Genomic DNA, 13221 nt, shown 5'->3' with positions numbered 1-13221 from the left:
CTCACAATAAACAAATAATAAACAGAAAAAAATGTCGAAATTTGATTGCGCCCCCTAGAGATATTCGCTACAATGCCGATAGAATACAAGAGATTTTGTCCGAATCTACCAAAGGTTTTGAACAAACTCTAAAGGAGCAGCATTTCGTGTTATTAAAAATTTCAGGTGTTGTCCTGACTGTTGTACTCGCTATTACCGTACTGCTCCTGTCAACGATCAGAGAACCCCAATCTGCGGCTCTTCATGCCCGTCAAGGTGTTATGGACCTATCGGACTGGAACCCAGAACAGGACAAGCGGATCAAGCTAGACGGGGAGTGGGAATTTTACTGGGAGCGATTGCTTCCTGACGAATCTGCAACTCCGAATCAGGCTGGTCCAACGAAAGCACCCGATACCTATGCAACCGTTCCCGGCTCCTGGAATCGACTTAAAGTGGATGGCGAACGACTGCCAACCCACGGCTTCGCCACGTATCGACTGGTGCTGCGTAATGCACCTGTTGAAGGAACACTGGCGATCAAAAAAATGAACATTCGTTTTGCCAGCGAAATCTACATCAATGGCAACAAGCTGCTGGAAGACGGGCATGCCGTGGCAAAATCCGCAGGTTACCGACCAGGAAACTCCCCCCAGATTGGCTTTTTCCCCTATCATGGCGGTGACATTGAGATTTTGATCCGGGTGGCTAATTACGATTACACGGACTCTGGCATTCCAGGGCCACTCTTTTTCGGCGAACAAGCAGCCATGCTGAAAAAACATCAATTCAACACAGCTATCGAATTTGGCACGCTTGCTGTACTGGGTACCATTTCGATCATATTCCTCATCAGTTACCTAGGGTCTGCACTCTACCGAAACAGGGACGATTCCCTGCTGCTGATTGGTCTAATCTGTCTGTTATATGCACTCTATAACGGCATGATCAGCGAACGTGTGTTATCCATGGCGGGCACGGAAATCTCCTTTAGCACACTCTATAAATTAAAAGATTTCTGCTCTGTGGCATGTCTGGGTCTGTTAACCTTTTACTTCTACCGATTCAAAACAGGCATCCTGTCCAGTATGCTCACAGCGGTGATCCTCATCATCTTCGGAGCATACTTATGCATGGTCGCGCTCCTGCCTATTTCCATCTATGGGCTGGCTGCACCTTACGTCGTCGTTATGTACACGTTGCTGCTGCTGTGGTTGCTGTATCAATGTGCAAAACAGTTCCTAACCAGTGAGAAGGGCGAACGGCTGTCTACTTTTCTGTGGTACGCAGCTCTCTTAAGCATCATGCTGTACTGTCTGGACATTAATCTCTTCTCGATCTCGCTCAAGGAAAACATGAATATCGGGCAGGCTTCCATTGTCCTGTTCAGCATCCTGATGCTGTTTCTGGCGGTGCTTCGGTTCTTCGAGGCCTATCGTACGGTTCGCACCCTCAAAGATCAGTTGCTCTTACTCGACAAAGTGAAGGATGACTTCCTGTCCAATACTTCGCATGAGCTCAAAACACCGCTGAACGCGATTGTCAACATCAGTGAAAGCCTGCTTAAAGGCGCAGAGGGTCCCCTTACCGATGAGCAAGCGCACAATCTGGCGATCGTGACGGGAAGTGGAAGACGATTAACCTATCTAGTCGATGAATTGCTGGATTATTCGAAAATGAAACATGGCGACATCCCGCTCCACCGGTCTTCGACCGATCTGTACTCGTTTGTAGAATCGGTCATGCGTATGCACTCCTTCCTGCTTGGCACGAAAAAGGTGGAGCTTATCAACCGTATCCCGGCGCATTTCCCACCGATCTATGCAGACGGCAACCGACTAATTCAGATTTTGCATAATCTGATTGGCAATGCAGTTAAGTTCACGGAACGTGGCACGGTAAGCATCAAAGCTACAGTTGTGCAAGGCAAAGCGGAAATGCGCATTGTGGATACTGGTCGTGGCATCGGCAAGGACAAGCTGGAGCACATCTTCCTGCCATTCGAGCAGGAAGCAGATACCGGTCCAGCCGTTGCTGGAGGCACCGGTCTTGGACTAAGCATTACGCGCAAGTTGGTCGAACTGCACGGAGGAACCATTCATGCGGAATCAGCACCCGGCATGGGTGCTACGTTCATCCTGACCTTTCCGCTGGCAGAGAAAAAAGGAGAGAAACGTTCCAACGTTATGCCGCTTACCATCGCTCCTACAGGTCCTGGTAATCGGCTACTCCGGTTCGAAGAACCAACAATTGTAGAAGGGAATAAAGACGAATGGATCATCGTTGTGGATGACGACTCGGCTAATTTGCAAACAATAGTAAATCTCTTGAAGCTGGAAGGATACAGTTACGCGGTCACTTCACGCTCACCTTCGGTACTGGAGCTACTCGACCAGCTTCCCGCCGTGCATCTTGTCATTGCTGATATCATGATGCCCGACATGTCGGGTTACGAATTGCTGGAACGGATCAGGGAGCGCTTCTCTCCTTCCGAGTTGCCTGTACTCATGCTGACAGCGAGTAATAAAGCTAATCAATTGAAGTTGGCCTTGGAGAAAGGCGCCAATGATTTTGTATCCAAGCCGTTCGAATCGGAGGAACTGCTGGCACGGATCGGCGGTTTGACTCGGATGAAAACATCCGTCCAAGCTGCGCGAGATGCGGAAATATCTTTTTTGCGGTCACAGATGAACCCACACTTTCTGTATAACGCTCTGAACGCCATTGCCGAATTGTGCATGGATGCGCCGAATCGGGCAGAACAATTGATTTTGCAATTATCGAGTTATTTAAGACGCAGTGTGCACTTCAAACATCTGGACTCAAAAACCAGCCTGATGAACGAACTGGAGATGATCGAGGCATACGTAGCGATTGAGCAAGCCCGCTTTGGGTCAAGGTTGGAGGTCATTATCGATGTGGATGCGGATGTGAACCGGAACATGGACATTCCGCCCCTCACGTTGCAGCCTCTGATCGAAAACGCGATCCGGCACGGCCTGATGTCCAGCATTCGCGGTGGTCGCGTCATGTTGTCTATCCGCAATCTGAATGATACGGAAACACGTTTCACCATTGAGGACAACGGAATCGGCATAACCAAGCAACGGATGGACGAAATTCGGCAATCCACGGACGGCAGTAACGGCGTTGGACTATGGAATATCTCCAGCCGGTTGAATCTGCTGTATGGCAGACACCTTCAGATAGAAAGTCTGGACGGCGAGGGAACGCGGATTACATTTGATCTTCCAAATCAACGTCAAAGCATAGATGGGAATGGGGGTTATGAAACATGATGAAAGTCATCATCGTGGATGATGAGGATTTGTCGCTGAAGCGACTGAATCGCATTTTGACAGAAAGTGGAGAAGTTGAGGTGTCTCGCGCATTTCACGACCCGGAGGAAGCCTGTGAATATGCAGCAGAGAATAGCTTCGATGCGGCATTTCTGGACATTACGATGCCTCGCATCTCGGGTATGCAACTCATTGGTGAATTGCGTAAACATCATCCTTCACTTCCAATCGTGCTGGTGACTGGATATGAGGAATATGCCGTGCAGGCCTTCGACAAAGAGGTGATCGATTACGTCATCAAGCCTGTCACGGCAGAGCGACTGAACCGCAGCATCAAGCGGTTGCAGGAAAAGCTTCACGAGTCCATGCCAACACCTGAACCAGCGGTGCCGGAACCCAAACTGAACGTTCGTCTGTTCGGTGAATTCACCGTGTTTGGTGGAGCCGGAGCAGACAGTCCCATCAAGCTTAGAACGCCCAAGACGGAAGAATTGCTGGCATTCTTGCTGTATACCAAATCGACCACCCGCGATGCCTTGGCCGATACGTTGTGGAAAGACCTCAGTCCGCAGAAAGCCTGGACCAACATCAACTCCACACTGTACTACGTGCGACGTGCCATCGGTGATAACAGTGACGTGCCGATCATTCTCAAGGACAGAAACGGTATCCGTATCGACCGGGAAGCCATTAACTGTGATCTGTACGAGTTCGAGGCTTTGTTCCGGCAGATGCGTCAGGCATCGGCACATCGCCCCGAGCTCTTTGAGCGGATGGACACGTTGTATACGGGTGAACTCCTGAGAGGAAGGCATTATGAGTGGGCTTTCGCGTGGTCCAGACAGCTGGAGCTGGATTTCATCATGACGATGGAAACCGCGGCGCACTATCACGCGAAGGCAGGCGAGCCGTTACGGGCGTTGTATTATTTTGAACGTATCCTCCAGATTGATTCGATTCGGGAAGATATTCATCGCGAGATCATCCTCTTGTATCTGTCGCTTGGACGAAGAACCGAAGCGCAGCGCCAGTATCTGGTACTGGAGGAATTGCTCCAAGAGGAGCTTGGCTCCAGTCCGGCAGCGGATATCAAACAATTGTTGCGTCAATCATGAAATATCAAGAAAGCCCAAGCTTTGGCATAATGCCTAGGCTTGGGCTTTTTTTCAACATATATGGACGTTCATTCGTCATGGTCTGATGATTTTACATCATCATGGTCTACAATCAATCCTCATTTATAAGTTTTTCGGTATTGAGCGTAAACCCTTCAATCACGACATCTTCATCCACTTCAATCATGATGCAACGTCTGCCTTGATAGTTCACCTGTTTTACATATCGCAGGTCTTGTGGGCTAACCGAAATCGTAGCAACCTTGGTTTCGATTTTAATAGACTTGGACGTGAATTTCGGCATAACACTGGTTGCCTTCATCTCATAGTTCTTGTTATCAACGATCGTTTCGAAGGCACGTTCTACTTTCTCCGTTGTCAGATCCTCTATACCGCTTGCGGTCAGTACACGTTCCAGATCTTTATAATCCAGCTTCGGAGGTTCTTCCTCATGGGACTCTTCGTTAATCTCGATGACTCGGTTGATCTCCTCATATACATGTGCAATAGTGGCTGAGTCAAGCTGTTCACCGGCCACTTCCTTGACGATATCTTCGAAGATCGCCCGTTCTTCCAGTGCGGTTACGGATCTTTCTCCATTCAATACATTTTCAACAAAATGCGGGTCCGGGAAATTCGATTTCCCTGTACAATATAGAACACGATTCACATCGGAGTAGTTGTCCGTTACGCTAGGGTACAGGAATCCTTGCTCTGGTGTGCTTAATTTGATAATCGGATCGACAATAATGTTGTATTTGAATTCTCTCTCCACGTAATCAAACAAGAGTGTCTTCCGCTGTTTCTCCGTGGAATTTACGCTGCACAGAATGAACGGATGGGCGAACACCTCATTCTTCTCACTCTCTTCCGTGGCTTCGTTTCTAGCCTTGGTTGGCAGATAATACTGTCCACGCACGAACGTAGCTACCATATCCCGCTCAAACTTTGTATCTACCAGCATTCGATCCACGAGCAGCAGCATCAGATCCTGCCATTCATCCGGATCACCTGTTACCAGCGCCTGGTGAAGCAGTACCTGAGCCGGGTCCTCCGCCGCTTCCTGGAACTTCAATTCAAACAACTTCTGATCCAAATCACCTGTCAGCAATTTTTTGAAATTGCCCATGTACAGCTCCTGCTTCTCTCTGTCCACCAGTTCGAACGGGTGACGCTCCCAGTGATAGACCTCATTGGTTTCCTTCGTAATATACACGTTGAGAATATCGTAAATATTCAGTAGATCGTGATCGAGTTTAAACTGCTTGCGTATATGCGCGACTTCTTTTTTATTCATATTGGATTTGGCAACTCCTTAGATATGTTTCTGGCTTTATTAGTATAAAGGATCGACAGAAAATTTGTTGACTAACTTGTAGCTTGACGGTTACTAGATTTCAGTTACCCAAGTACGTGATACTCACAACAACACAAAAAGGGAGACACTCTCTACGTCCATACGAGCACCTCCTGCATGTGTTACATCTCCTGATGTTCTAGTCTATTACAGTGATTCCCATTAACACCTTACATATTTACGCTTGAACCCCGTCCGACCTTTTTCCACTGCCTTTTGGATATTTTCGGAGGCATTCAGCAATTTGCTTTTGGGCTTGTCCTTGTTCACTTCGACAGGTCCCACAGCCTCGGCTGTCTCCACTGCCTGATCGTGCAACGGTTGATAGGATGTCGCGACCGTATACAGGAAGTTGTTCATCGAATATTTCGTTCGTTCCGGAGATTCGTGAATCGTCTTTTTCACCTGTTCCAGCATCTCCATCAGTTTATTCTCCGAAAACTCAGCATCCTTTCGACTGCCGAGCAACCAACAGTAACAGCTCCATCCCGCTGACATTCTCAGTTCATCCCCACTAGCAATCCACGCATCGGAAACCTCTTGCGCAATGTCTGTCTCGGCTAACGTCACAGCAACGATAAAGTCAGAGATCATGTAAAAATAAGCAGCGTCAATCCAACGGTCAAAATCAGCTTCCGTCATCGCTTGAGGATCGGCAATCACGCCCGCAAAGTACATCGCATCATAATTCCCCGTTGCATATAGTTGCTCTGCCAAAGGTTGATCCTTGTTGATCCGCTTCGCCATTGGTTTCATCGCCCCGGTTGCCACGCCAAATAACGGTTCATGCGCACCATTGGAGATATAGATTTTTTTCGTTCGTTCTTTGCCCAACGCTTCAAGCTCCTGCATCACTTCATCTAGATTCATTTGGCAACACTCCCAATCCTATAAATTATATATCTGATCATATCAAACAGACACTTATGTTTAACGAAAAACCGATGGACAATCGCACATTATCCAATTCGAACCATTCTGCCATATGCATAATCATTCCGACGAGATTATTTCCTTTCGTATGGGGGACTCCTCACTGGAGTATTTTTCCTAATAATACTGAAGACTATTCAAATTTCCCTATGGCTCTGACAACCTGTTCGAGCATTATCACCGATCATAACATCTATACCCTTGTTTCGCACAGATCCCTGAAAAGATAGATATAACTTCTTCGCAGACTGACATTTTTCCTTTCTTATGCTTCTACCGACAACTTCTGAATACCTGCCGAGAGCCTGATTGGAAGAGCTAATTCCCCCAGCACAAGCAAAGCAACATATGTCCATGTCCAAGCAACGTTAAGCTATGGCAGGAAACGTCGCTCATCGTTTATGTTCAGTTTAGTGTTGTTAACAAAACCGAGATGAGGAAGGATGCGAGAGCATGAGCAACAATCAAGTGTTAGGCTTTGCCCCTGCACTGGGCTGGAATTCGTGGAATACCTTTACGTGGGATATTAACGAACAATTAATTCGGGATGTCGCTGATGTGTTTGTATCAGAAGGTTATCTGGCCGCAGGTTACGAGTATATTGTCATTGATGATTGCTGGAGCCTGAAGGAACGTGATGCAAACGGCAACCTGGTGGCTGACCCGGAGAAATTCCCGAGTGGAATGAAAGCGCTCTCTGACTATATCCATAGCAAAGGACTAAAGTTCGGCATGTATTCATGCGTAGGTACGCATACATGTGCCGGGTATCCAGGCAGCTTCGAGCATGAATTCCAGGATGCTGCCCTTTTTGCCGAATGGGGCGTTGATTATTTGAAGTATGATTACTGCTTCAAGCCGCGTCATATCTCAGGAGAGCTACTGTACAAACGGATGAGCCTTGCGCTCAAAAACTGCGGACGCGATATCCTGTTCTCCGCCTGCAACTGGGGGGCCGACGATGTATACGATTGGATTCGGGAATCGGGTGCTCATATGTACCGCTCTACCGGTGATATCCGTGACAATTGGGATTCAGTGAAGGAACTTGCCTTGTCTCAATTGGGGAAACAAAGATACACCGGCTCTTTCTGTCATAACGACATGGATATGCTAATCGTTGGTATGTACGGTGGAAGCAACAATGATTATATTGGCAGCATCGGCGGATGCAACGACATCGAATATAAAACCCACTTCTCACTCTGGTCCATGATGGGTTCCCCATTAATGATCGGATGTGACGTGCGCAAGGCTAACCAGATCACAAAAAATATTCTCCTGAATCCTGACCTGCTTGCCATCAATCAGGATGTAGAAGCGCGCGGAGCTTACCGCATTAAACCAGAGCCGCAATGGTTTCACACAGACGATGTATTTATGCTGGTGAAGGTACTCACAGATGGTGATCTAGCTATTGGTTTCTTCAACCTGAGTGACAGCCAGCGGGAATTGTCTTTGCAATTTTGGGATATGGGTCTGCCTTACGCTGCCGGTTATGCGCTGTCCCTGTATGACTGCTGGGAACATCAAGAGCTTGGCGTGTTCCGCGAACGCTTCGCTCCCGTTGTCGCAGCACATGATTGTTTAATTGTGCGTGCCAAACTGGTGAAATAAATGGCTCAACATCGCCTGTGCACCTCCTGTCAGGTTCCGCTCTCTTCAGATGATGTGGGCATCTACCTCAAATTGATCTCGCGCTCTGCCCAGCAATTTCTGTGCATCGATTGTATAGGAGTTAAGCTGAACTGTGGACGCGAGCCTATTGAGAAGCTGATCCGTTATTTTCGAGAGTCCGGGAACTGCGCCCTGTTCCGTTAACGTTATGCCTTCGTCCGATGCAGCATCATATAAGATGTTGGCGTGTGTGAAGTTACTTTCTTGAATACTTTGGAAAAATATAACGGATCATTGTAGCCGACAGAATAGGCTACCGATTGAATCGGTAGACCCGACGTCTTCAGCAGTTCACAGGCGCGCCCGATTCGGCAGGATGTAATATACTCCAAAACAGACTTGCCGGTTGTTGCCTTAAACAGACGAAACAAATAACTGCGCTCCAGATTAACTGCCTTTACGATCTCCGTGACGGTCAATGTCGGCTTCCAGTAGTTCTGCTCGATGTACTTTCTCGCCAGCCAGACATAATCCTTGGCGTCCACCTGCGGCTCGCTCGGATAATGTTCCATATAGTAGGAAAGCAGCAGACGCAAACGGGCATCCGCCCGCAGTAATTCATAGGATGATGCACCCGCGTTCCAGGCAAGATGGAAAAAAGGCTGCAGTGTCTCCGGCGAGACCGACACCACGGGTTGTACCTCTGAAAGCTGCGTGAGCCCCAGCAACCGCCCGGCGTCCTCACCGCTAAACTCCACCCAGACGTACTCCCATGGATCTTGCGGGTCTGGATAATAGTAAATCTCTTTTTGCGGAAATATGATAAAGCTTTCCCCGGTAACGAGCCGAAAAACGCGGCCGCCCGTCTCCAGCGTCCCTTGACCACGGATAATATAGTGCAGCGCATAAACGTCACGCACGCCTGGCCCCCATTGGTGAGCGTTGGCCGGCTTGTGACCACCGCTGATAAAATACAAATTACTGGCTCTACTGCTCTCATGCCAAATCGGATTCAACCTAGATTCCCCCTTTCTAATGCCACGTTGATCAGATGTTCGGTAACGCTTACAAGCTAAATCCAGAGAGGAGAATGTTGTATGCTTAGATTGGTTACGGTAGAACATGGACAAGTGCAAGGACTGCCCGCGGCGGACCCGCGAATTACCAGCTTTAAGGGAGTTCCTTTTGCCGCACCTCCTGTAGGTGAGAACCGCTGGCGCGCTCCGCAGCCGCAGTCGAGCTGGGAAGGTGTACTGCAAGCTTTTGATTTTGCCCCCATCTCCATGCAAGCCCCAACAGTCATCGATGATAACAATATCTATACCCGCGAATGGGCCGTTGATCCTGACCTGCCTATGAACGAGGATTGTCTGTATCTGAATGTCTGGACACCAGCCAAACGCACGGACGAGAAGCTGCCTGTTTTTGTCTGGTATTTTGGCGGGGGCCTGCAAGTCGGCCATACGGCCGAAATGGAATTTGATGGCGAGCGAATCGCTCGTAGAGGTATCATCGTTGTGACGATTAATTATCGACTGAATGCCTTTGGCTTCCTGTGCCATCCTGAGATTAGTGCCGAATCCCCCCATGCACCCGCCAACTTCGGTCATCTCGATCAACAAGCAGGTACCCAGTGGGTCAAACGCAACATTGCCGCCTTTGGCGGTGATCCAGACCAGATCACCATCGGCGGACAGTCGGCAGGCGGAGGAAGTGTACTCAGCCAGATGACCTCTCCGCAAAATAAAGGCTTGTTCCAGCGAGCCGTCATCATGAGCGGTATAGCTACCGAGTTGTACCCGAAGGTCCGCGTGCCTTCTGTTCGTTCCACACTAAGGGATGCAGAGCAAGCAGGGGTTGAGTTTTTTGGCTTCCTGGGCGTATCTTCCCTGGCTGAGGCGAGACAACTGGATGCTGAATATCTCCGTGACAAAGCACTTGAATACAAAAGCTTCTGGGGAACCGTCATCGACGAACAATTCTGCGCAGGCGATCCGTTTACTCGTTTTGTTCAGCAGGAGCGCGAGGCGATACCCGTAATGCTGGGGCATACGTCTTCCGAATTTTGGACCCGTCCCGCCGCAGCCAATCTGGAAGAACTGAAGCAGATGGCTGTGGAGTTGTTTGGCGAGAATGCTCCTGCCTTTTTGCAGCTATGTGAGGCTGATACCGGCCAAATCGAACATGCTCTGCAACAAGCATCGGTCCCCATGATCCAACATGCCATTCTGCTCGCCATCCGCGCGAACAGCGGTCATCCGTCTGAAACGCCTCTCTACTATTATAACTTCGACGCCGAGATTCCGGGCTGGGACCAGCCGGGCACTTTTCACTCCGTCGATCTGTGGTTTTTCTTCGAAACACTCGCCAAATGCTGGCGGCCTTTCACAGGCAAGCATTATGATCTGGCTCGCCAGATGTGTAATTATCTATCCAATTTTATTGCTACAGGTGATCCAAACGGTCCGGACTCCAACGGAAAGCTGATGCCTCATTGGACTCCTTGTACTACGGAACAGCCGTATCTCATGGAATTTGGCGATCAAGCTCAATTACAGAAGGCTGAGCCCGGACCGATGCTCGCGTTTCTAATTGAACAATATTTCAAGAAACAGAATGCACCTGTTGTTTAAAACATGAGGCTTGCCCTCTCACGATATATGTAAGAGCCATGCTGTCGCATGGCTCTTTTTGTATAGTGTGAATGGTAGAGCGATGTTCTTTCGCCTATGTCTATTTAGCAAGTTACCCCACTACAGAAGCCTAAGGTAACAAAATTAGACAGCCAGAGGGATCCCACGGAAGACAATCAGCATCATTTCAAGAGATCCGTTAAATATGAGTCTGTGTTGGTTTATTGAAGATGACAGGTAACGTAATCTGTAGTGAAAAGATATCCTTTTCCTGCGACACCGTCAACGTCCCGTTATGCTGCTGAATCATTTTCTGACAACTAACGAGCCCGATTTCGTTGCTATCATTCTTTTTGCCAACACGTTTAATCTTATTCTTCACCTCAAGAATCACCCATTGTTGCTTCAAAGAAATCTGGATATGAACGGGGTGCCCTGGATCGGCGTATTTTCGAATATTTGAAAATATATTATCCATTACGCGACGCATGGCGACCAGATTAATTTCCAGCAAAAACTCCTCATGATGTGCATCTGTCTGAACCTGCACATCTATATCGTCCAAAACCACTAATTGCTCATCTATGAGTTGATCGATAAGCGCTCTGCCCTCATACATTTCAAATTCTACTTCCTCTTCTTCAGCGGCAGAGGATACCGTAAAATATTCGAATAGTTTGTCCGACAGCACTTTGATCTGATAGGCCTTCTCCCGGCTATTATGAATATACTGCAACAGATCCTCATGTGTCTTATATTTGTTGAGCTCTATGATATCCATATATCCTAATAGAATTGTGAGTGGCGTTCGCAAATCATGGGAAATCGCCGTGATCAATTCACGGTTGGCCATCCTGACCCTCTCCTCGCTGCCCAGCCGCTCCACAAATGATTTCCTCATCTCATCAATACTCTGGGCCAGAGATGACAGTTCATCCTTTCCCGATATCGTAATCGAATAATCCAAATTTCCACCTTCGAGTATTTTGATCTCTTGTTCAAGCACGCCAATATAAGATGTTTTCTTATTAATCATCAGTAGAAAGGAAACAAGGAACACAATGGCCGCTATGAAAACACCAATAATCAGAATGAGGTTGTAGTATTGATACTCATAAAAGCTAACCAAGTATATCTGGGCATCCTGATCCGCAAAATGGATGGTGGTGATGGGTATTTTTGATGGCACGATTTGAGTTAACAACTCTTCATTAATGGCAGGATCAATTTCCGTGTTGGAGGAAAATATCAATTTGTCTTTTGCAAAAATATACAGATTTAAGTAGCGCTCATGTCTTATCCAAGCAGACAATTGCTCATGATCACGGGTTGACACGTTCTGGTTGTCCACAAATGCTTCGAATCGATCGAGCGCATCTTGCTGCCTGTTCTCTACAAAAGTGGATTTGCTTAAATAACTATCCAATACAGTCTCGCCAACAACTTGTAAAATAACGAGTGCACTTATGGAAATGACCAAAGAAATGACAACCGCCAGAACCAGTTTTATCTTCAGCTTTTTTCCGATTAATAATCTATTCAATTTTGTACCCCTTCCCCCAAACGGTCTTCACATATTTAGGGTTCTGCGGGTCATCCTCCAGTTTGCCTCTCAAATTACGAATATGAACCATCACCGTGTTATTACACGTATAAAAGTAGGGTTGCCCCCAAACACTCTCATATATATTTTCTGCCGAGAATACCTTTCGTCGCTTCTTAGCCAATAGCAGCAAGATCTGGTATTCAATTTCAGTCAGAGCAATCTCCTTCTCCCCAACAAACACGGCTTTTGAATCCTGATGGACGGTAAGATCCTTAACGATAATTTGGTCCTGTTCTTCGGTCTTTTCCTTTCCCCGATAAACATAATACCTCCGCAGTAAAGCCTTCACCCGCGAAACAAGTTCTGTATAGGAAAAGGGTTTGGACAAAAAGTCATCACTGCCTGAGGAAAAGGCCAATTGTTTGTCTGAATCCTGCGTTTTCGCCGTGAGAAACAGGATCGGTGCGCTTGTTTTTTCACGAATCTCCAGACAAGCCTTCAGCCCCGATTTATTGGGCATCATCATATCCAAAATAATGAGATCCGTCTCTTCGTTCACTTTATCAATCGCATCTTGACCATCTATCGCTTCAATCACTTCATAATTCTCACTCTCTAACAGAATCCTTACAATTTCACGAATTTCACTGTTATCATCAGCAATTAGAATTTTCTTGCTCATCTGATCCCCCCGTCTAATTTCAGTATAATATGCGCTATTAGCGACTACCAGCAAATACAA

General features: G+C 47.5%; 10 protein-coding genes. 5 read left to right on the top strand and 5 right to left on the bottom strand.

Annotation, left to right across the window (positions count from 1 at the left end):
• The first annotated feature begins 146 nt into the window (after nt 1–146).
• Nucleotides 147–3278 (top strand): ATP-binding protein, encoded by a 3132-nt coding sequence (locus BLS69_RS29700; RefSeq protein ID WP_176873160.1) that lies wholly within the window; start codon nt 147–149, stop codon nt 3276–3278.
• Entirely contained in the window at nt 3275–4393 is a 1119-nt protein-coding gene (locus BLS69_RS29695) for a response regulator (protein WP_091038858.1), read from the top strand. Before BLS69_RS29700 ends, BLS69_RS29695 begins: the two co-directional genes overlap by 4 nt.
• Nucleotides 4394–4505: 112 nt before the next feature.
• On the opposite strand, the gene BLS69_RS29690 is transcribed toward BLS69_RS29695, so the two are convergent.
• Nucleotides 4506–5690, bottom strand: coding sequence for a DUF4317 domain-containing protein (locus BLS69_RS29690; protein ID WP_091038856.1), 1185 nt, complete (start codon nt 5688–5690; stop codon nt 4506–4508).
• 222 nt (nt 5691–5912) lie between these two features.
• Nucleotides 5913–6620, bottom strand: coding sequence for a DNA alkylation repair protein (locus tag BLS69_RS29685; protein WP_091038855.1), 708 nt, complete (start codon nt 6618–6620; stop codon nt 5913–5915).
• Nucleotides 6621–7136: 516 nt separating this feature from the next.
• Between BLS69_RS29685 and BLS69_RS29680 the strand changes: the two genes are divergently transcribed.
• Both BLS69_RS29680 and BLS69_RS29675 read left to right on the top strand, forming a co-directional pair.
• Nucleotides 7137–8300: a glycoside hydrolase family 27 protein gene (locus tag BLS69_RS29680; protein ID WP_091038853.1), complete on the top strand. Its 1164-nt coding sequence runs from the start codon at nt 7137–7139 to the stop codon at nt 8298–8300.
• Nucleotides 8301–8504: a hypothetical protein gene (locus BLS69_RS29675; protein WP_074093540.1), complete on the top strand. Its 204-nt coding sequence runs from the start codon at nt 8301–8303 to the stop codon at nt 8502–8504.
• A gap of 2 nt (nt 8505–8506) precedes the next feature.
• Here the strand turns inward: BLS69_RS29675 and BLS69_RS29670 are convergent, their stop codons facing one another.
• Complete coding sequence (locus BLS69_RS29670; protein WP_091038851.1) at nt 8507–9316, bottom strand: helix-turn-helix domain-containing protein; 810 nt, start codon at nt 9314–9316, stop codon at nt 8507–8509.
• Between the two features lie 81 nt (nt 9317–9397).
• On the opposite strand from BLS69_RS29670, the gene BLS69_RS29665 reads away from it, so the two are divergent.
• Nucleotides 9398–10933, top strand: a complete 1536-nt coding sequence (locus BLS69_RS29665; RefSeq protein WP_091038850.1) for a carboxylesterase/lipase family protein — start codon at nt 9398–9400, stop codon at nt 10931–10933.
• Nucleotides 10934–11132: 199 nt separating this feature from the next.
• Here the strand turns inward: BLS69_RS29665 and BLS69_RS29660 are convergent, their stop codons facing one another.
• On the bottom strand, nt 11133–12476 hold the full coding sequence (locus tag BLS69_RS29660) for a HAMP domain-containing sensor histidine kinase (RefSeq protein WP_091038848.1): 1344 nt from the start codon (nt 12474–12476) through the stop codon (nt 11133–11135).
• Nucleotides 12469–13161, bottom strand: a complete 693-nt coding sequence (locus BLS69_RS29655; protein WP_017690627.1) for a response regulator transcription factor — start codon at nt 13159–13161, stop codon at nt 12469–12471. Before BLS69_RS29655 ends, BLS69_RS29660 begins: the two co-directional genes overlap by 8 nt.
• Nucleotides 13162–13221 lie beyond the last annotated feature (60 nt).

The organism is Paenibacillus sp. CF095 (assembly GCF_900101225.1).
Lineage (GTDB): Bacteria > Bacillota > Bacilli > Paenibacillales > Paenibacillaceae > Paenibacillus.
Note: the sequence above shows the minus strand (reverse complement) of the source record. Positions and strands in the feature narration are given on the sequence as shown.

Excerpts from the sequence above, each read along its gene's own strand:
- BLS69_RS29675 (WP_074093540.1), top strand. The coding sequence starts at position 8,301 with ATGGCTCAACATCGCCTGTGCACCTCCTGTCAGGTTCCGCTCTCTTCA.
- BLS69_RS29680 (WP_091038853.1), top strand. The coding sequence starts at position 7,137 with ATGAGCAACAATCAAGTGTTAGGCTTTGCCCCTGCACTGGGCTGGAAT.
- BLS69_RS29655 (WP_017690627.1), bottom strand. The coding sequence starts at position 13,161 with ATGAGCAAGAAAATTCTAATTGCTGATGATAACAGTGAAATTCGTGAA.
- BLS69_RS29685 (WP_091038855.1), bottom strand. The coding sequence starts at position 6,620 with ATGAATCTAGATGAAGTGATGCAGGAGCTTGAAGCGTTGGGCAAAGAA.
- BLS69_RS29690 (WP_091038856.1), bottom strand. The coding sequence starts at position 5,690 with ATGAATAAAAAAGAAGTCGCGCATATACGCAAGCAGTTTAAACTCGAT.
- BLS69_RS29665 (WP_091038850.1), top strand. The coding sequence starts at position 9,398 with ATGCTTAGATTGGTTACGGTAGAACATGGACAAGTGCAAGGACTGCCC.
- BLS69_RS29695 (WP_091038858.1), top strand. The coding sequence starts at position 3,275 with ATGATGAAAGTCATCATCGTGGATGATGAGGATTTGTCGCTGAAGCGA.